Below are 19,817 nucleotides of genomic sequence, written 5' to 3'. Positions count from 1 at the left end.
AGGGCCTATATGGCCCTCTGAATTTGCTATGGAAGAGCAACCACTTAACATTAAACGTAACTCAAATTAGTTTGCGCCGCGGCGGCTTCCTCGAAACCGATCTTCAAACCTAGTGCGATTGCAACCTTCATCACCGTTTCCATGGAAGGAACCGAATGTGAATTCTCAAGTCGCGCAACCTGCGCTTGGGTGATTCCAGCACGCTCAGAAACCTGCTGTTGCGTCAATCCGAGTTGTTTTCGCCTATTCGTGATTTCATTAACCAATCTTGCCATGTTCGATATGGCTTCTTTTTCAACAGCTGTAAGGGAAGTGATCGGGAGGTCACCCCATTTCCTTGGCACCCTTTTGTTGTCCATACCTATCACCTCCTTTTTTCCTTTGGCTGTTTCGTAGAATACCGCTTCCATAGCGAACAACCTTTCTCTATTTGCTTATTCAGTTTTCAAGGAGTCGAATTTATATCTTCAGTGATATAAATATATCATATGCGATATAAAAAAAGGGAAGAGATGGAAGTGGAAGTTCAGATTTTAGCCAGCAAGAAACAATCGTGATCCATGATGATTCGTCTCGTGAACAAGCAGAAGGCCGCTCATCACCAGATGAGCGGCCTTCCTCGACTTACGACTTCGCTGGAACGTGCAGGTTCATCAGTCGGTACACGACAGCGACAGCCTCCGCGCGCGTCGCGGTATGCTGGGGCAGGAACGCTCCGCCTGCTGCACCGTTCATGATACCTACAGCTTCGACAAGCCGGATGCTGCGCACCGCCCATGCGGAAGCCGATGACTCATCCGCGAACGTAAGCTTCGCAGGCAACAAAATATCATCCTGCCGAATGCCTGTTCGCAGGCTGTGCGCCCGCATCAGCATGGCGGCCATCTGCTCGCGCTTGATCGTCTCGCCCGGCTGGAAGCTCGACTCGCTCACGCCCTCGATCAGCTTCGCCGCGACAGCTTTGCCCAGATCGTCGCGGTACCACGCATCCGCAGGCACGTCAGTGAACGGCACCGGACCGCTGCTCGTGAGCTCCAGCGCACGAGCCAGCATCGACGCGAACTCTGCTCGCGTCACAGGCGTGTCCGGCGCGAAGCGGCCTTCACCGACGCCGCTGGCGATGCGTCTTGTCGTCAGCTCGGCGATAATTCCCTCCGCCCAATGTCCAGCCGTATCGCTGAACGAACGCTCGTCCTCGACGATGGCGATTAACCCCGGCGAGGTCAGCTCGACCTCGAACCGGTTGCCCGTCGTAAGCTGGCCGCCGACGAACGTCCAGCTGCGCCCGCCTTCGTCGTACCGATAAGCTGCAAGACGTCCAGCTTGACTTATCTGCTTATGCGACAGCTTGAAGGAGAAGGCGAGCGGCTTGCTCCATGTGGCGTCATGCTCGCCGAACGAATCGAGAGACAGCCTGTAGGCGGCTGCCGCATCGTCCACAGAGGGAGGTATGCTCGCCCACTCGGCCATCTGCTCGGCAGCTACGGCTTCGATGGAGAGCAATACGCCGGTGTCGTCCGCTCCAGCAGGCAATGGTCTAGGCGATAACGTCAGATCGAACTCGTGCGTCTGAAGCTGCAGCGTTTTGCCCGTATCAGCCGTCTTCTTCCACAGCGCTGGCAGCAGCTTGACGTCATACCGGCTCTGCGGCGTGTGACTGACGGCATCGAGCTGAATCACACCCGTCTTCTTCTTGTCCTCCAGCTCGTCGCGGTATGGGTCAAGCGGTACCTCGATCGTAAGCTCCGAACGGCCGAACCGTTCCTTCGTCACCTCGGTGACCCCGCGTGTCACCGGCATCATCTCATAGAAGCCGCCGCTCCCACGCGGAGTCGGGATCGTCGTCAAGGCCGCTCGCTTCATTACAACGGAGTACGTCCTCGTATTGCCGTGCTCGGCCGTAACGACGATGTCGAACAGCACAGGCTTGTCCGGCTCGAGAGGCTTCGCGTTATAGACAGACACGCCCTCGGGAAATTTTGACCCGTTGTACGTCAGGGTCGCCTTCGAATCGACCAGTAGCGCAGACATATAGACCGTCTTAATCGGGTGCTCAACGTAGAGCGTGTAGCTCGTCTCGTCCGAGCTGAACGACGGGTACAATCTGCCCGTGCTGAACGTCAGCGAGCGGAGATGACTCTCCGTCGAGCCTTGCTCCCGATGTACGGTTACGGTATAGGTGCGGTACTGCTTGTTCGCCGCTGTCACAGTCAGCGTGAATACATTCGGGCCGACGCTGAGCGAGCCGTCGTAATTTTCCCCGGTCTTCATGATACGGGCATTAATCTCCAGCACCGCCGTCTCATCCTCGAGCAGAGGCAGCAGTCGGATCGTCGATGTGGCATGGGGGACCGTTGTCGAATAGACGAGTGTGTCCGGGTGGAAGCTGATCGCCCCTGCAGCCGGATACACGTTCAGCTGTGACAGTCGCGTGCTGTAGGTGGCCGAGCTCACCGTGTATGCTGCGCCTCCGTCGACTGCCGCCTCCGCTCGGGAGCTGCCCGCCATATCGCTGAGGCCCGCTGCAAGCAGCAGGACAAGCATGAGCCATACAGGTACTGCGTGTCGGAATGTCCTCATTCGAGCCTCCTTATTGGCTGTTCTTCAAGCTGTTCAAATATTCGCTAAGCGTCTTGTCATCACGGAATTCGCCCTGGTAATACACCGTCTTGCCGTCAGCGCTGTACAGCTTGCCGAAGCCGTGTCGGAGGCCGTTCTTGTACTCTCCCTCATAGACGAGCAGACCGTTCTCCGAATACAGCTTGCCGTAGCCATTCTTCTTGCCCTTCTTGTACAGCCCCTCGAAGCGTACGGTGCGGAAGGCGTCGGTCGCCTTCACGAGGCCCTCGAGCTGATCGTCCACGAACTCCCCTTCGTACAGCCAGCCATCGATGTAGGCAATGCCCTTGCCAGCACGAATACCGTTCTTGAAGCTGCCCTCATAGATGAGAATATTGTTCGCATACAGCTTGCCCGCGCCTTCGCGAAGACCGCTCTTGAATTCGCCCTCATACACCAGATAGCCGGTGCCTTGCTCGAGGTCCAGCGTCTTCGGCCCCGTATCGCTCTTATAATCGTGCATCAGCATGACAGAGCCGAGTCCATTCGGCTCGCCATTCACGAACGCTCCGTAATATTTGTAGACGGCCGTAGGGTCGACTAGCTTGCCGCCCGCATACTTGCCCTCATACATGAGCAGGGTGGAGCTGCCCTCGAATTCGGCGCCGGTGTGCGACTTGCCATACGCATATTTACGTCCGATGCCGCTCTCCTGATCGTGCGACCATTCGCCATCATAGATGAGCAGTCCGTTCTCGTACAGCTTGCCGCGTCCGTTCCGCTTGCCGTCCTGCACGTCCCCCTCATACAGCTTCTTCTTATCCTCGTTATAAAAAGTACCCGACCCCGTCATGCGCCCTTCCTCAAACTCGCCCTCATAATACGTATAGTACTGTTCCAAGCTCTTGTTCTTAGCAGAGGACTTGACCTTCAGCAGCGTACCCTTGCCGTGAGGCGTGCCGTCCTCGTAATCGTCGCCGATGTACGCGAGCTCGCTGCCTTCGAGGAGGAGCACATTACGATGGTACGTCACCTCGCGCATCATCGTCGTATCCTCTGACGTCTTGGACACAATGCTGCCTTGGTCGTTCGTCTGGTACCAATCCATTTTGCTGAAGCTGTACGTATAGCCGGTTCCATGACGCTGGTCCGACTCCCACTGACCTTGGTAGATCAGCTTGCCGCTCTTGTCGAACTCCTTACCGGAGCCGGAGCGCTTGCCACCCTTCCAGTCACCGTCATAGACGAGCACGTTATCCTTGCTGAACAGGGCCCCCCTGCCTTGACGTTCATTGCGGTGAAACTCGCCGTTGTAGCTGGACCCATCCTCGAGCCATAGCACGCCTTGTCCTTCGCGCACGCCGTTGAACCAATTGCCATCGTACACATGTTCGCCATTCGCGTTATACAGCTTGGCTGTGCCGGTCAGGCGTCCTCTCGTCATGCTGCCCTTGTAAGCAGACCCGTCTGCATAGTAGTAGCTTCCGCCTCCGTGCGGAAGGTCGTTCTCGAACGCCCCCTCGTACACGAGCCGTCCCTTGTCGTACAGCTTGCCGAAGCCATTCATGCGATTACCTGTAAAATGTCCCTCATACCACAGCTCGCCGTCCACGTACAGCTTGCCGAAGCCTTGCCGCAAGCCGTCCTTCGTCTCGCCATCATAGCTTAGCCGGGTGTACCCATAGCTGACTGTTCGCCGTATATCGGCGCTCAAGCTGTTCTTAATATAGACCGTTGAGGTCATCGTGCTCCATGAAGCTGGATGACCGAGCAGCTCGAACAGCGGCTGTACGGGTACCCACAGGGAGCCATCCTTCAGAATCGAAGCCGAATCCATGTGCAGCATACGTCCCTCGCTGACCCAGACCGATGTGCCCGGATGGTGGCTGTATGACGTGCCCTCGAGCGCCACGTACAGCGCTTTCTCCTCCGTATTCCAGGTCACCTCATAGCCGAGCAGCTCCAGTGCAAGTCGTGCAGGGGCATAGACGGTGCGTCCGTCTGCTCCGCCGTAGAACAATGGAGACTCCGTATGTACAACGCTTCCGTCCACGACCAGCTTCGGCGTGCCGGTAACGGCGGCTATAGCAGGCACCGGACTATTGATGTAGGCAGGTAAGGTATAGGAAGCAGACAGCAGCAGGGCGGTTAATGAGCCTATTTTCCAATTATGTCGTCGCAATAGATCCTCTCTCCTCGTCTCCTTGTGTGGCGATCGAACATGCTGTGTATGTCGAATTGATCAGAACGCAGTGGTGCATAGAGTCGAACTGGTTCTATTATACCAGCTGCCTAAGAAATAGAGTATAGCGGAGTAAGGAGAGAGCGTGGCAAGTATAGGAAAAAAGCAGGTCCCGCATGTAAGTACAGCGAGACCTGCTTGTGTTCGTTCGTGGCTATGTGGCGAAGCTTATGTCGCACTCATGCTAGCTGTCGTTGCGGCGCGTCATCTGCTGCCATACGGAGCCTTCCGCTGCCTGGCCGCCCTCGATGCGCGCAAGCGCCATGCGGGCCTGCATGCTGACCTCGAATTCAGGGTCGTTCGCGGCCGCTTGAAGCGCTGGAATGGCGCGCTCGTCCCCGGCCTCATATAGAAAACGCGCAGCCCGCCAGCGGACGAGCTTATTGGAGTCGCCGAGCGCACGGATCATCGCGTCCTGAGCGAGCGGGTCGCCGATGTCCGATAACGTGTCGCCAGCTGTACGCCGAACGACGGCAGATCGGTCCTGTAGCGCATCGTACAAGTACGGAAGGACGGAGGGAGATTTCAGATCGCCGATATAGACCGTTGCGAGGCGGCGAATGGCCGTCTGTTCATCCTGAAGTGCCTGCACGAGCAGCGGCAGCGTCTCCTCCGAGGGCTGAATCTGCTGGAGCGCCGCATAGCGCTCCTTCCAGTCCTCGGACTGGAGCTTCTGCTCGGTCTCCTCGTAAGTGAAGGTGCGTCTTGCCGCCTCCGCGATCGCCTGGGCGCCTTCCGTCACCGGCCCTTGCTGTGCGCGAACGACGAGCTCGGACAGTCTTGCGTCGTCGTAGGCCGCATCTAGCTCCTGCACGATCTCCTCGAGCACATCGCTAAGCTCGCCGTAGCGCGTATCCCAATCGTCCAGCGACCGCTCCTTGATCAAGTTCGGGGAGGCGCTGGCTGCCTTCACGGCCGCCTCCGAGAAGCGTTCCGGCAGCGCTGCACGCTTCTCCTCACCACCTGCGGACACGCGGATCTGTAACGGAATACCGCGGAAGTGCTGCAGCTTCACGATGACCTCGCCGAACGCTTCGGAGGTAGGACTAGCGGGTGCGGTCGAGCTTGGCTCCGATCCGGCAGCAGCAGCGGAACGATCTCCAAGTACGACTCGTACAGTCGTCAAGATCGTCTGCCAATCCGCCTTCGCTGTCCGATCGAGCGCGATGAAGTCGCCGGCACGATACAGGCTTCGGACGCCCTCGATCGCGAGCAGGCTGCGGTACGGCTCTGGCGCGGTATGTTCCTGTTCCTTGGTGAGTGTATATCGGATTGAGTCTGGTAGCTTCTCAGACACCGTTATTTTCATCGAGTTGGGGCTCGGCGTCGGTTCGATATGAATTAATATCATACGGGTACAATCCTCCTCCTTAGGTACGCCTAGCTCTTATGCAAAGAAGAAACCGACGGCCTGCGCCATCGGTTCTTCGGTGCGATCTATGGTTCACTTGCACATTCGATTAGTCCAAATCGAGCAGGTTACGGTGCAAGTAGTTCTCGTCAAGTGTCTTCGTCAAGTCGAACACGGTGTGGGCCAGATCAATATTCTCGAAAGCGTGCTCACAGGAGTCCTTGTATTCCATCTCTTCATCATAATGGGACATGTAGCGTTCGATCTGCTCCGGGCTGTCGCCGCGCTGCTGCTCGCGCTTCATCACGGTATCCCGATCGGCATAAATACAGATGCGCACGACGCGGTCGCCGTACACGCTCTTGAGCGCATCGGCACCGTAACGGTTCAGGATGAGACAGACTGCGCCGAACTTCTGAAGCTGTGTCGTAACATCGGATTCCTTAATGCCGTAGTGGTAGCCGTCAATCTCCATCACCTCGATGAACTCGTCCTTTGACTCCGCATCAGCGAATGCTTCGGCCGTTATGAAGTAATAATCTTGTCCTTCAACCTCGATGGCACGTGGTGGGCGTGTCGTATACGAGACGATCTGCTTAATCCCGAGAGTGCTGCCTGACATCTGAGCTACCGTTCTACGACCAGCACCGTTCGGGCCTGTGAAGACGAATATAATTTCTGTATCCTTGAGTTCGTACATAGAAACCCTCCTTCGTTTGGGAAGTGCAGTTCCTTGCCGATTGCCTATCTCTATTTTACATGAGTTTGTAATTTTGGTAAAGGCGCCTTGCGCCGCACGGCGTCAGGCGAGCTTATCGCCCGCGCCGAGGGGTGGTGCTGCGCGTGTCCCGCGCACCTGCATTGCCGCGTCCGCCGCGGGAGTCGCGTCCAGCGCTCGGGCCGCGGTCATCGCGCCCGCGCTGCGGAGCTGCGCCGCCGCGGGAGTCGCGTCCAGCGCTCGGGCCGCGGTCATCGCGCCCGCGCTGCGGAGCTGCGCCGCCGCGGCTATCGCGGCCAGCGCTCGGGCCGCGGTCATCGCGCCCGCGCTGCGGAGCTGCGCCGCCGCGGGAGTCGCGGCCAGCGCCTGGGCCGCGGTCATCGCGCCCGCGCTGCGGAGCTGCGCCGCCGCGGGAGTCGCGGCCAGCGCCTGGGCCGCGGTCATCGCGCCCGCGCTGCGGAGCTGCGCCGCCGCGGTTGTCGCGTCCCGCGCCAGCGCTGCGGTCATCGCGTCCGCGCTGCGGAGCTGCGCCGCCGCGGCTATCGCGGCCAGCGCCCGGGCCGCGGTCATCGCGCCCGCGCTGCGGAGCTGCGCCGCCGCGGGAGTCGCGGCCAGCGCCTGGGCCGCGGTCATCGCGCCCGCGCTGCGGAGCTGCGCCGCCGCGGCTATCGCGGCCAGCGCCTGCGCCGCGGTCATCGCGCCCGCGCTGCGGAGCTGCGCCGCGGTCACTGCGTCCGCGCCCGCCAGCGGCTCCACGCGCGCCGCGTCCGCGCTCATTCCGCGCTCCGCCTGAGCGCTCGTCCCGCTCACGACCATCGCGTCCCGCACGCTCCCGGCTCTCGCCTCGGCCCGTACGCTCGCGACTCTCACCACGCTCCGCCTGCAACGCCGCTCCCGGCTTCCCAGGACGCTTCGCCAGCGTCGACTTGATTCCTCTCTCGATCAACTCGAGATAGTTCGCGTCACGCGGCGCAGCGAAGGTTACCGCCTTGCCCGTCTGTCCAGCGCGTCCTGTCCGGCCGATGCGGTGAATGTAGCTCTCAACGTCATGCGGAATGTCGTAGTTAATGACATGCGTAATACCCTCGACGTCGAGACCGCGAGCCGCGACGTCGGTCGCGACGAGCAGCTGAATTTTCGCATCGCGGAATCGCTTCATCACCTGCTCGCGCTTCGCCTGGGTCAAGTCGCCGTGCAGCTCGTCACACGAGTAGCCCCGCTCGGCAAGCTCCTCGCGCAGCTTCGAGGCGCGCAGCTTCGTGCGGCAGAAGATCATCGCCAGATAAGGCTGCTCGTTATCGATCAGCGTGCACAGCGCATCGAGCTTGCCGCGGTCTGTCGTCTGCACGACGACCTGCTCGATCTCATCCAGCGTAATTCGCTTCGCCTTGATTTCAATTTCAACTGGAGGCCGCATGTAAGCCTTTGCCAGGTCCCGGATCTTCGGCGGCATCGTTGCCGAGAAGAGCAGCGTTTGTCTGCGGGAAGGAGTCATCGCAATAATATCGATAACCTCGTTCAAGAAGCCCATATGGAGCATCTGGTCGGCCTCATCCAGCACAAGAATAGACAGCTTATGTAGCTGAACCGTTTCACGACGTATGTGATCGAGCAGGCGTCCTGGTGTAGCTACAATAATATGTATATTACCTTCCAGCTTCCGAATTTGCCGTTCCACATCTTGACCGCCGTACGCGGATAGCACGCGCAAGCCCTTCAGAGGCGCCCAGCGCTGAACCTCCTCTGTAATTTGAATAGCCAGCTCACGGGTAGGCGTGACGATGAGCGCTTGAACGTGCTCGCGCTCGGGACGGATTGTCTCAATGATCGGTAGGACGAAGGCCAGCGTCTTGCCTGTACCGGTCTGTGCCTGCGCAATGCAATCAGCGCCTGACAATATCGCGGGGATCGCTTCCTTCTGAATCGGTGTCGGCTCTGCATAGCCGTATAGGCGCAGCTGCTCGCTTACATTGTCACTGATGCCGAGTGCTGCGAATTCGTTTTTCTTCATTAATATAGTCTCCTAAATATAGGTATAGTATCTCTTGTATTAATATTGCATTGTACAGCAACTGTCGGCAAAAAGAAACTGCACAAGCCTTAAGCGGCTCTGTGCAGCAGATCTAATGCTAATACTCTCGGCCGTTCACCTCGGCCTGATTCGGTATCGTAGGCGCTGTGCCGAACGTTCGTTCCATGAGGCTGATGAAGTAAGGACGGTACGGCTCAAGTGGCCGTCCTTGCCAACTCTCCTGCGCAATTCGATTGAACTCGTCGACGATGAAGCGGTTGGCAGAGATGTATACATCGGTCACGCTCGGCTGCAGGGAACGAATTTTTTCTGCGATTTTTTGCTTGAATAAATGAGATAAGTGCTCGTGATGCGTCTCCGTCTCAGCGATGTGGCCTGTAATCAGCTTGTCCGGATCAGCTTGATCCGTATGCTGGGAGTGGGGATTGTATAGCCCCTTCACAAGGCCGTAGAAGTTCGTCTCTGTGCCCTTGACCTCGCCCCCTCTTGTGCCTGACGCGGTGTTGTCGAGCGTAATGGCTACGTAGGCAGTGTTGTCCCCCATGAAGATGAGTGCGCTGTTCACACCGTACATAGCCGCAACCTGATCGGAGAGAAATTGGTTGAATTCAAGCGACTGAACCTGATGCGATACGGAGGAATATTGCTGCTCCGTCTGGTAGGCGCGTGAGGTGTCCTGTCTCGGATAGTCGCGCTTGCTGCCGTAATTGTTGGCGCTGTTGTAGTCGTACCAGCTGTAGCAGCCGGCCATGACCGTACACGACAGCGCAAGAGCGATAACGGATGCCGATCGAATAGCCCGCAATTGGCATAGCCTCCTTCTGTATAGGAATGACAGCGATGCAGACGATAAGCCCTCAGCGATTGAGGCTGCAGTAATTCCTCTTTAGGATGAGTCATGCAGCAGCTTTTGATTCACAGAGCAGAGGCAGCGGGAAGAAGATGCATAAAGAACCCTCAATATGGCAATAAAAACAAGGATAGACCCGAATTTGAACATATGAAGATCGTATCTGCCGACACAATCAGCCCACAATTGAGTATTCGGTTAGAAGGCATCAGCATGGAGTCGAAGAAGCGCTTCCACAGTCTTGAAAAAAGCTTGAAAATGCTCTAAAATCAACACATTTGACCGTTTTGTGAACTTCGCCAGATTCATTGACAAAAAACAGGCTCGAATTTATAGTTAATAGGGTGATCAGGTTCATTGACAAGTTATGACCTTTTTTGTTCAAAAATATTAGCTTTATAAGGTGGGATTGATAAGATGATTCGATGGCAAAATCTGTGGCGTTTCATCCCTCTTCTCGGGTTGATATTGCTTCTATCGGGGTGTGGGGACGATACGATATCCGCCTTAAAGCCTAGGGGGCCAGTGGCCAGGGATCAGCTGTTTTTGATGGAGCTCAGCTTCATCATCATGCTCTTGGTCGTAGTAGTCGTATTCGCTCTGTACATCTATGTATTGATTCGTTTCCGCAAGAAGAAGGGCGAGAAGGACATCATTCCGAAGCAAGTGGAAGGAAGTCATACGCTTGAGATTATTTGGACGGTCGTTCCTGTAATTCTGCTCTTGATCTTGGCCGTACCGACGGTGCAATATACGTTCAAGCTGCTGGAGGATCACAGAGATAACGAGGACGCGCTTCACGTGAAGGTCACAGCGCACGCGTTCTGGTGGCAGTTTGAGTATCCGACGCTTGGAATTAATACGGCGCAAGACCTCGTCATTCCGACGGGTAAGAAGATTGCGTTCGAGCTTACAGCCTCTGACGTGAAGCACTCCTTCTGGGTACCTTCGCTAGGCGGTAAGATGGACACGAACCCAGGACTTACGAATGTGTACTACCTGGAAGCTGACGACGCTGACGTGTTCCTCGGTAAGTGTGCGGAGCTTTGCGGAGCCTCACACGCCTTGATGGACTTCAAGGTTGTTTCGAAGGAGCCTGCGGCATTTGACCAGTGGGTTGCGAACATGAAGAAGCCTGCTTCCATCCCTGCGGATGTGAAGGCTGGCGAGCAGATTTTCAAGGACAACTGTCTCTCCTGTCATGCGGTGAACGCACAAGGCTTGGGCGCTGGTCCGAACCTGAACGGCTTTGCTTCCCGCGAGAAGATAGCTGGTATTTTGCCTCATAACGATGAGATGTTGAAGCAATGGATTAAGGACCCGCAATCGGTGAAGCCTGGCGCGAAGATGCCTGGATTCTACGAGGGCGCACCGAATACGGATAAGGCACTGAAGGATCAAGAGATCAACGAGCTTGTGAAATATTTGAACTCGCTGAAGCTGCCTCAGTAAGAAGCATCAAGGAAAAGGAGGTAAAAAATACGTGGCTCACTCACATACGGTTAAAAGGCACACCGGACTCATGGATTGGCTGACGACGGTGGACCATAAAAAAATTGGTATTCTGTACTTGCTTGCAGGCGGCATATTTTTCTTGCTGGGCGGTCTTGAAGCGATCCTGATTCGTATTCAGCTGATGTACCCTGACTTGAAGATTTTCATCGGCGATACGTTCAACCAGCTGACGACGATGCACGGTACGACGATGATCTTCCTTGCGGCGATGCCTGTTATTTTCGCCTTCATGAATGCGATTGTACCGCTGCAGATCGGGGCGCGCGACGTTGCGTTCCCGTTCGTTAACGCCTTGGGCTTCTGGTTGTTTTTCTTCGGAGGCGTCCTGCTTAACACCTCTTGGTTCCTTGGCGGCGCTCCGGCAGCAGGCTGGACCGCATACGCTCCGCTCTCTACCATTATTGATGAGACAGGCGCGTTCAAGGGCGTAGACTTCTACGTGCTCGGCTTGCAGATTGCAGGTCTTGGTACGCTGATCGGTGGTATTAACTTCCTGGTTACGATCATCAACATGCGTGCACCAGGCATGACGTACATGAGAATGCCGATGTTTACATGGGCGGCGTTCATTACTTCCTTGCTTATTTTGTTCGCATTCCCTGCTATTACGGTAGGCTTGGTTCAGCTGATGTTCGACCGTATTTTCGCTGGCGCGTTCTTCGATGTCAGCAAGGGTGGTAACCCGGTTATATGGGAGCATATCTTCTGGATTTTTGGTCACCCTGAGGTTTACATCCTGATCCTGCCGGCATTCGGTATGATCTCCGAGATCGTTGCAACGTTCTCCCGCAAGCGCTTGTTCGGCTACAGCTCGATGGTATTTGCAACAGCGCTGATCGGTTTTCTCGGCTTCATGGTATGGGCGCACCATATGTTCACAACCGGTATCGGACCTGTCGGGGATGCGATATTCGGGGTTGCGACGATGGCGATCGCTGTACCAACAGGGGTTAAGATCTTTAACTGGCTATTCACGCTGTGGGGCGGACAAATTCGCTTTACAGTTGCTAATATGTTCGCAACGGCCTTCATTCCTACATTTACGATGGGCGGCGTTACAGGCGTTATGCTTGCAGTTCCTGCAGCTGACTTCCAGTACCACGACACGTACTTCGTAGTTGCACACTTCCACTACGTCATCGTCGGCGGTCTTGTGCTTGGCTTGTTCGCCGCTTCGTACTACTGGTGGCCGAAGATGTTCGGCAAGCTGCTGAACGAAACGCTCGGTAAGATTCACTTCTGGACGTTCTTCATCGGCTTCCACCTGACGTTCTTCCCGCAGCACTTCTTGGGTCTGATGGGAATGCCGCGCCGCGTATTTACGTTCCAGCCGGGAATCGGACTTGAAGAAGGTAACTTCATCAGTACGATCGGTGCGTTCTTGATGGGTATCGGTACAATCGCGTTCTTTATCAATATCGTAGCAACAGCTCGTAAGCCAATCGATCCGCATGCAGCTGATCCGTGGGATGGCCGTACGCTGGAGTGGGCGATTCCATCACCGCCGCCAGAGTACAACTTCAAGCAGACTCCGCTTGTACGCGGCTACGATGCACTGTGGAAAGAGAAGATGGCAGGCAACAAGGAGATGACGCCGGCAGAACCGCTTGGCTCGATCCATATGCCTTCACCTTCGATCTTACCGTTCCTGATGTCGTTCGGCTTGTTCGTATCGGCATACGGCTTCATGTACCATAAGTACGAGGTCAGCATCATCGGTATCGCATTTACGTTCATTTGTATGTTCTTCCGTTCGGTCTATGACGATCACGGCTTCCATATTGAGCCGGAAGAGTTGAATGATAAGGGGGCAAAGGCATGAGTGCAGCACATCATGAAGTAGGCGGTACCCTGCCACCTCACGCGGAAACCGCGACCTTAGAAGGGAAAAATAAAGTACTTGGCTTCTGGCTGTTCCTTGGCGGCGAGTGCGTATTGTTCGGAACGCTGTTTGCAACGTTCATCGCATTGCGCAACCAGGTGCCGGATGGTCCGACAGGTCAACATCTGTTCACGATGGACCTTGTCGCGATTTCGACGCTGATCCTGCTAACGAGCTCCTTGACGAGCGTGTTCGCGACGATGGCATTGCACCGGGGTCAGTTCCAGAAGCTGCAGATGTGGATGGCAGTTACCGTTCTTCTTGGCCTTTCGTTCTTGGGTCTTGAGATTTATGAGTTTAATCACTATGTGCACGAAGGCCATATCTTCTCGAAGAGCGCCTTCGCAACATCGTTCTATACACTAGTCGGCTTCCACGGCGCGCACGTTGCGTTCGGTGTGCTCTGGATTTCATTGCTCATTATTTCCGGCTTCAAAAAAGGTCTGACGACCGTTACGGCGCCTAAATATTACGTGGCCGGCTTGTACTGGCACTTTATCGACGTCGTATGGGTGTTTATCTTCACGGTCGTGTACCTGCTTGGAAAGGTGGGACCATAAGATGGCTAATCAACATCAATCGTCGTCCAATGGCCACGAGCGCCATCGGCTCGAAGGCCCTAGGAACCACTATGTGACGTATATCATTTCTATCGTATTAACGATTCTTGCTTTTGCTGCTGTCCTGTATGGCGGCTTGGATCGTACCTTCATCATCTATTTCCTCGTCGGAATCGGTGTGGTGCAGGTTATATTCCAGCTGGCGTATTGGATGCACATGAAGGATCGCGGACATTTCTTCCCGATTGTCGGTCTACTGTTCGGAACGTTCGTTGCGTTAACGGCATTAGCAGCGGCTGTATATTGGGTTTGGTGGTAAGGTTCAATTAGAAGGAAGAGGCGGCTTGTCACTTGGTTGTGAGAGCCCCTCTTTTTTTCGAATAGTTTGGGAAAAAATTCACGAGTTAGACATTATTATGCCATACCAGAACCCGAGGGAACTCGGAACCTGTTATTTCAGGGTGACATCATGCCGCTAACGCTGCATCAGATGCTGTTGAGTCGAAGAAGGCCCTCAATTTGGCTACGCCAAATTCGAGGCTTGCCATACCAGAACCCGAGGGAACTCGGAACCTGTTATTTCAGGGGGGATCCGAAATGAGTGCAACTGTTGTCCATACAGGTCATGGCGCCGCCAGCTCGTTCGCTGAGCTGTGGAATCCGGGCTTGTTCCTCTTGCTGCTTCTTGTCGGAATCATATATCATTACGCTGTGAACCGTTGGCGTCCACGCTTCACAGACAGCGAACCGGTGCCGGTTAAGCTACAGATCTACTTCTGGCTTGGACTTGCGTGCTGGTATATAGCTGAGGGTAGCCCGCTGTCCTACTACGGTCATCACTACTACTTCAGCATGCACATGCTACAGCAGTCAATCCTGTATCTCGTGATGCCACCACTCCTGCTTATGGGTGTTCCAGGGTGGCTGCTGCGTCCTGCACTGCAGGGACAATTCGCGAAGCGGATTATGAAATTCATCACGAACCCATTGCTTGCGATGGCAATGTTCAACTTCATATTCTCGGTGTATCATATACCGTTTATAATGGATTCGTTGATGGCCAGCCCGATGCTGCATGAGCTGTATAAGATTATCTTCCTGCTGGCAGCATTCCAGCTCTGGTTCCCAGTCTTTGCACCGCTTCCGGAGTATAACAGCATCTCTGATCTGAAGAAGATGGCGTATATATTCGTGAACGGCGTGCTGTTGACACCAGCGTGTGCCCTGATCATTTTTGCCAAGGAGCCGATGTATGCGATGTACGCGGCCGTTCCTGCGCAGCTCCACCTGCTACCTATGCTGGACGACCAGCAGCTGGGCGGGGTCATTATGAAGATCGTTCAAGAGATTGTATACGGCTATGCGCTCGCGTATATCTTCTTCAGATGGTATCGCAGAGAACGCAAGGAGGAAGAAGAGGAGCTAACAGCTGACTTCTACTCCGAGCATGGCCATATGAATCGTGTATAAGTTGCCAATCAAGATAGAACGGTGGGGATTAAGATGAATTTGGCTGTGCTGCCAACGATCAGTACGACCTTCATCGTCATTAGTGCGATATTCGTCGCACTGGGCTGGAGGCAAATTATGAAGGGTAATCGAGAGAAGCATCAGCGTATGATGCTGTGGGGAGCAGGCTTCGCGCTTGCGTTCTTCCTCGTCTATGCGAGCCGTACGATCTTCGTCGGCAATACGAGCTTCGGTGGACCTGATGACTTGAAGCTGGCGTATCACTTGTTCTTGTTCTTCCATATTACACTCGCGACGACAGCGGGAGTATTCGGTATTGTTACGCTGCTCCATGCTTTTAACAAGCGGTTTGCGAAGCATAAGAAGCTCGGACGTTGGACGGCTGTTATCTGGCTGCTTACTGCACCGACAGGCGTTGCTGTGTATGTGCTGCTCTATGTCCTGTTCCCGGGCGGCGAGACGAAGCCGATGATCGATGCGATACTCGGTACGTAAGATCTGAAGACTTCATCAGCTGTAGAGGCTGAAGGAGTCTTTTTTCGCTACATGGGGATATAAAAAAAGCTCCGCTGCATGATGCAGTCGGAGCTGTTGATGATGTCTATTTCAGGGCGCTTCCGCCGAAGATGAATCGGGCTTCCCAAGACTTGCCAGCGATTGAATCGATGCGTACACCGCCGGAATCCTTCGAGTATGTATGTAAAATTTGTCCGTTACCGAGATAGATGCCGACATGGGTAATGCGTTGACCTGACTTGTCCGATGGATAGAGCGAAGCGCTCGTGCCTCGATACTCCATGAAGAACATCAGATCGCCGGGCTTCAGCTGACTCCAGCTCGTTGACGTCTTGCCGATCGACCTGACGTAATCGCCCTGGCTTCGCGAATCACTAGGTAGTGTAATGCCTGCACCGTCCTTGAACGCTTGTCTTACGAAATCCGAGCAGTCGAACGTGCGTGTATTGTCGCGGCTCGAGCTGTATTCATAAGGGGTACCGAGGTACGCTTTGCCGGCTTCAATGATTTTGTTCCGCAACGCTGTCGAGTCTGTCGCAGTGGTAGCTGATGATGTCGTCACACTCTTGGAAGTGCTGGATGATGTAGAGCCGGATACCTTCATATACTTGCTGCTCGTCGAGATGTAGCCGACACGTCCCTCGTCGTCACGAACCTTGTACCACCAGTCATTGACCTTGGCGATGACGTCTACCTGCTCGCCCGTTCGAATGTAGCCGTAGCTCGAAGCACTCGTATTCGGAGCAGAGCGGAAGTTGACGGAGCTGACAATGGTACCTGTTGCAGCATCCGCTTGTGGGGCGGCAACGAGAAGTGCGGTGAAGGCAAGAGCGGAGCTGACGGCGACGGTGAGCAGTTGTTTTTTCATCATGATGTGAGATACCCTCCTGTTGATTCTGGATGTTAGTTATGACGGGCGGCTTCAACATTTGACAAGGTGGCAGTCGACAGGCAACAATGATAGCAACAATTGTAATCAGGCGGTGATTCACTTATGGATACGTGGTCCTTCGGACCTTTCGTCGTGCCGCAACAATGGCTCATGAGCCTGATTGCGGTAGCTGTGGCCTTATGTACACTACACTTTAGAATGCGTGGTCGTCCGGAGAGAAGCGAGCTGAGCTCCGTTACGATGAACGCGATACTCATTTGGCTTCTCGTATGGAAGCTCAGCGTCATTCTGTTCGCTTGGTCAAGCGTCGTCGAGCGTCCAGCCGATGTGCTGTACTTCAACGGCGGTGAACGAGGACTATGGCTTGCCATAGTGACTGCTGTCGTGTACATCGTGATCACGCTTGAACGAAGACGCATAAGCAGACCCTATTATACAGATTCGATGCTTGTCTCCGGTTTAGGGGGGTACGCGGTATATGTAATGATAACTTTTTTTGTTGCGGATGGCGGCAGGCTCGAATCACTCATGCTGGCTTGTTTTGGCGTGGCGGCAGTGCTGCTCTGGCTGCGCTCGAAGCGCCCTGACACCGTACAAGTCGTCATGCAGCGGCTGTTAGTCGTCCTCATCGGCGGAGCAGTTGTGATTACGCTCATGAATGGTGTCCTGGCCCGGTATGGGGAAGGTGCAGGAGGGCAGAACGGAACAGCAGAAGCAGATACAGGACTTGCGGTGGGTCAGCTTGCGCCAGACTTCGAGCTTACATTGCTTACGGGCGAGAAGGTGAAGCTGTCTGATTATAGGGGGAAAGTCGTGTTCGTCAACTTCTGGGCAACCTGGTGTCCGCCATGTCGGACGGAAATGCCGTATATGGAGCAGTTTTTTACGAATAATGTAGAGAAGGATGTAGTCATTGTTGGCGTGAACGCGACGCATACCGAGGCGAGTCTGCCCGTTGTTCAAGCATGGATTGAGGAGTGGGGCGTCACGTTCCCGATTCCCTTAGATTCAACAGGCGAGGTGGGGAAGCAGTATCGGGTGCAAGCGTACCCGGCAACGTTCGTGCTGGACGAGGAAGGCCGAATTCGCGAGAAGCATCAGGGGCCGATGAATGAGCTGATGCTGAAGGAGGCTTACACCAAGGCCAAAATGAACAATATTAAAAATAAATGAACAATACCAGTAAGTGGAAATATTAGATTGTAGAAAAAAGCGTTTACATGATAAGATGAGGCTATTCAATTTCGTTCGAGAGGAAGGGATTCGATATGGCACAAACGAGCATTATTTTGCGTCTCGAGCTGGATCACGACAAGGTTAGCTTCGGCGATGTAGCCGCGGCGATTAGCAAGGTTGGTGGCGATATTACGTCTATTGACGTCATTCGGCCAGGGAAGGATTCATCAGTGCGTGATATTACGGTAGATGTAGCGGAAGCGGCAGAGTCGGTCGTCGTTGAAGCTCTGAAATCGCATGAGGGCATTACGGTTGTTAACGTATCTGATCGTACGTTCCTTGTCCATCTGGGCGGTAAGATCAATATGCAGCCGAATTTGCCGATTAAGAACCGTGACGATCTGTCGCGTGTCTATACGCCGGGAGTCGCAAGAGTATGCACCGCCATTCACGAGAATCCGCGCAAGGCGTACTCGCTCACGATTAAGCGCAATACGGTGGCGGTCGTGACGGACGGTACAGCTGTGCTCGGTCTTGGCGACATCGGCCCGCATGCAGCAGCGCCGGTCATGGAAGGAAAGGCGATGCTATTCAAGCAGCTTGCAGGCGTCGATGCGTTCCCGATCTGTCTCGATACGAAGGATACGGAAGAAATTATTCGTACGATCAAGGCGATCAGCCCGATCTTCGGCGGTATTAACCTCGAGGACATCAGCTCGCCGCGCTGCTTCGAGATCGAGACGAGACTGGCCGATGAGCTCGATGTACCGGTGTTCCACGATGATCAGCATGGTACGGCGGTCGTCGTCATTGCAGGCCTGCTCAATGCACTCAAGGTGGTCGGCAAGCGAATTGACAATGTGCGTATCGTCGTGAACGGCGTCGGAGCTGCGGGTGTGTCGATATGTAAAATGCTTCTGGCCGCCGGCGTCACTCGCCTGGTGCCGGTCGATCGCGACGGCGCAATCGTGCGCGGAGGCACGTATGAGCATTCGATGTGGCAATGGCTCGCGGAGCAGCCGCAGGTCGAAGCGCAGGAAGGTACGCTGAAGGATGTCATTGCTGATGCCGATGTATTCATCGGTGTGTCGCGCGGTGGATTGTTGAAGGGTGAGGATGTTCAGAAGATGAAGCCGAACAGCATCGTCTTCGCCATGGCGAACCCTGTGCCGGAGATCGCGCCTGAGGAGGCGCTGCCGCACGTCCGTGTGTTCGCAACCGGGCGCAGTGATTACCCGAACCAGATTAACAACGTGCTCGTGTTCCCAGGCATCTTCCGCGGCGCACTCGACTGCCGAGCCAGACGCATTAATGAGCCGATGAAGCTCGCGGCAGCAAGAGCGATCGCGTCTGTCGTAACGGAATCGGAGCTCAATGAGCACTATATCATTCCGAGTATATTCAATGATAAGGTCGTCACCAAGGTACGCCACGCTATTATTGAGGCGGCGATTCTAACAGGAGTATCCCGTCGCATCCCGCCAGATTTCCGTTAAGCTGGGCATGCAAGAATCAATGAACGAAGAGAGCCGTTGCCTATGCAGCGGCTCTCTTTCGTCTATATCTAATTTCCTCTACTTGCTGCCTTTGATGAGCGAACCGAATTCAATCTTAACCGGAGCAGACGGGGGCGCGCAGCACAAGGACATATCGCGAGCCTCACCTGCGGATTCGAATTCGCTGTCCGCGCGTGTATAGAAGATTTCCCACGCATTCCCGTCCGGATCGTATACCCATACTTTATCCTGTACCGCATAGCAGCACGTTGTGTTCATCTCATCGATTAAGAGCAGCCCAGACTGACGTAGCCGCTCGCCCATCGCGAGCACGTCCTCTGTGTTGTTGACCTGAAAGCCGAGGTGATTGAGCACGCCATTCTTCTCGAACGGACGAACGTTTAACGAGAAGTGAAGAGCGGGCTCATCCAGCTCGAACTTCGCGTAGTTGTCCTTCACCTTGGTCGGCTCCGCGCCGAAGAACGCTTGATAGAAAGCAACTGATTTATCGAGATCGCTGCAATTGACCGCCACATGCATTCGTTTAATCATCGTATG

At 54.9% G+C, this 19,817-nt stretch carries 18 protein-coding genes; 9 read left to right on the top strand and 9 right to left on the bottom strand.

Features of this window, described 5'->3' with window-relative positions; all coding sequences use genetic code 11:
* Nucleotides 1-50: 50 nt before the first annotated feature.
* The 7 genes from PAE68_RS21220 to PAE68_RS21190 all read right to left on the bottom strand — a co-directional run bounded on the left by PAE68_RS21220 (nt 51) and on the right by PAE68_RS21190 (nt 9,707).
* On the bottom strand, nt 51-359 hold the full coding sequence (locus PAE68_RS21220) for a helix-turn-helix domain-containing protein (protein ID WP_281890283.1): 309 nt from the start codon (nt 357-359) through the stop codon (nt 51-53).
* A gap of 265 nt (nt 360-624) precedes the next feature.
* Nucleotides 625-2,580, bottom strand: a complete 1,956-nt coding sequence (locus tag PAE68_RS21215) for an S-layer homology domain-containing protein (protein WP_281890281.1) — start codon at nt 2,578-2,580, stop codon at nt 625-627.
* 10 nt (nt 2,581-2,590) lie between these two features.
* Nucleotides 2,591-4,741: a stalk domain-containing protein gene (locus PAE68_RS21210; protein ID WP_281890279.1), complete on the bottom strand. Its 2,151-nt coding sequence runs from the start codon at nt 4,739-4,741 to the stop codon at nt 2,591-2,593.
* 244 nt (nt 4,742-4,985) lie between these two features.
* On the bottom strand, nt 4,986-6,152 hold the full coding sequence (locus PAE68_RS21205; protein WP_281890277.1) for a virulence factor: 1,167 nt from the start codon (nt 6,150-6,152) through the stop codon (nt 4,986-4,988).
* Nucleotides 6,153-6,261: 109 nt separating this feature from the next.
* The gene (locus PAE68_RS21200; RefSeq protein ID WP_281890276.1) at nt 6,262-6,852 is read right to left on the bottom strand and encodes a guanylate kinase; all 591 of its coding nucleotides are present in this window, start codon (nt 6,850-6,852) and stop codon (nt 6,262-6,264) included.
* Nucleotides 6,853-6,964: 112 nt separating this feature from the next.
* Complete coding sequence (locus PAE68_RS21195) at nt 6,965-8,881, bottom strand: DEAD/DEAH box helicase (protein WP_281890274.1); 1,917 nt, start codon at nt 8,879-8,881, stop codon at nt 6,965-6,967.
* A 118-nt stretch (nt 8,882-8,999) separates the two neighbouring features.
* A complete protein-coding gene (locus PAE68_RS21190) occupies nt 9,000-9,707 on the bottom strand; it encodes a hypothetical protein (RefSeq protein WP_281890272.1) in 708 nt (235 codons plus the stop codon).
* Between the two features lie 93 nt (nt 9,708-9,800).
* On the opposite strand from PAE68_RS21190, the gene PAE68_RS21185 reads away from it, so the two are divergent.
* The 7 genes from PAE68_RS21185 to PAE68_RS21155 all read left to right on the top strand — a co-directional run bounded on the left by PAE68_RS21185 (nt 9,801) and on the right by PAE68_RS21155 (nt 15,674).
* Complete coding sequence (locus tag PAE68_RS21185; RefSeq protein WP_281890270.1) at nt 9,801-10,019, top strand: hypothetical protein; 219 nt, start codon at nt 9,801-9,803, stop codon at nt 10,017-10,019.
* Nucleotides 10,020-10,169: 150 nt separating this feature from the next.
* Complete coding sequence (gene coxB, locus PAE68_RS21180; protein WP_281890268.1) at nt 10,170-11,204, top strand: cytochrome c oxidase subunit II; 1,035 nt, start codon at nt 10,170-10,172, stop codon at nt 11,202-11,204.
* Between the two features lie 70 nt (nt 11,205-11,274).
* Nucleotides 11,275-13,089 carry a cytochrome c oxidase subunit I gene (gene ctaD / locus PAE68_RS21175; RefSeq protein ID WP_281891173.1) on the top strand — a complete coding sequence of 605 codons (1,815 nt, stop codon included), beginning with the start codon at nt 11,275-11,277 and terminating at the stop codon, nt 13,087-13,089.
* Complete coding sequence (locus PAE68_RS21170; RefSeq protein WP_281890267.1) at nt 13,086-13,709, top strand: cytochrome (ubi)quinol oxidase subunit III; 624 nt, start codon at nt 13,086-13,088, stop codon at nt 13,707-13,709. The genes ctaD and PAE68_RS21170 overlap by 4 nt, the downstream gene beginning before the upstream one ends.
* A gap of 1 nt (nt 13,710) precedes the next feature.
* Nucleotides 13,711-14,028: a cytochrome C oxidase subunit IV family protein gene (locus tag PAE68_RS21165; RefSeq protein WP_281890265.1), complete on the top strand. Its 318-nt coding sequence runs from the start codon at nt 13,711-13,713 to the stop codon at nt 14,026-14,028.
* A 278-nt stretch (nt 14,029-14,306) separates the two neighbouring features.
* Nucleotides 14,307-15,179: a cytochrome c oxidase assembly protein gene (locus PAE68_RS21160; protein WP_281890263.1), complete on the top strand. Its 873-nt coding sequence runs from the start codon at nt 14,307-14,309 to the stop codon at nt 15,177-15,179.
* 33 nt (nt 15,180-15,212) lie between these two features.
* Nucleotides 15,213-15,674 carry a DUF420 domain-containing protein gene (locus PAE68_RS21155; protein WP_281890261.1) on the top strand — a complete coding sequence of 154 codons (462 nt, stop codon included), beginning with the start codon at nt 15,213-15,215 and terminating at the stop codon, nt 15,672-15,674.
* Nucleotides 15,675-15,780: 106 nt separating this feature from the next.
* Here the strand turns inward: PAE68_RS21155 and PAE68_RS21150 are convergent, their stop codons facing one another.
* The gene (locus PAE68_RS21150) at nt 15,781-16,563 is read right to left on the bottom strand and encodes a C40 family peptidase (RefSeq protein ID WP_397379534.1); all 783 of its coding nucleotides are present in this window, start codon (nt 16,561-16,563) and stop codon (nt 15,781-15,783) included.
* Nucleotides 16,564-16,689: 126 nt separating this feature from the next.
* Between PAE68_RS21150 and PAE68_RS21145 the strand changes: the two genes are divergently transcribed.
* Together PAE68_RS21145 and PAE68_RS21140 are read left to right on the top strand one after the other, a co-directional pair.
* Nucleotides 16,690-17,760: a redoxin domain-containing protein gene (locus tag PAE68_RS21145; protein ID WP_281890257.1), complete on the top strand. Its 1,071-nt coding sequence runs from the start codon at nt 16,690-16,692 to the stop codon at nt 17,758-17,760.
* Between the two features lie 95 nt (nt 17,761-17,855).
* A complete protein-coding gene (locus PAE68_RS21140) occupies nt 17,856-19,259 on the top strand; it encodes an NAD-dependent malic enzyme (RefSeq protein WP_281890255.1) in 1,404 nt (467 codons plus the stop codon).
* Between the two features lie 78 nt (nt 19,260-19,337).
* Here PAE68_RS21140 and PAE68_RS21135 read toward each other — a convergent pair whose 3' ends face one another.
* Nucleotides 19,338-19,811, bottom strand: a complete 474-nt coding sequence (locus PAE68_RS21135; protein ID WP_281890253.1) for an ArsI/CadI family heavy metal resistance metalloenzyme — start codon at nt 19,809-19,811, stop codon at nt 19,338-19,340.
* Between the last annotated feature and the right edge of the window lie 6 nt (nt 19,812-19,817).

It is taken from the genome of Paenibacillus sp. YYML68 (assembly GCF_027923405.1).
In the GTDB taxonomy this organism is placed as follows: domain Bacteria; phylum Bacillota; class Bacilli; order Paenibacillales; family NBRC-103111; genus Paenibacillus_G.
The sequence above is the reverse complement of the archived record's forward strand: the minus strand, read 5'-3'. Positions and strand labels throughout refer to the sequence as shown.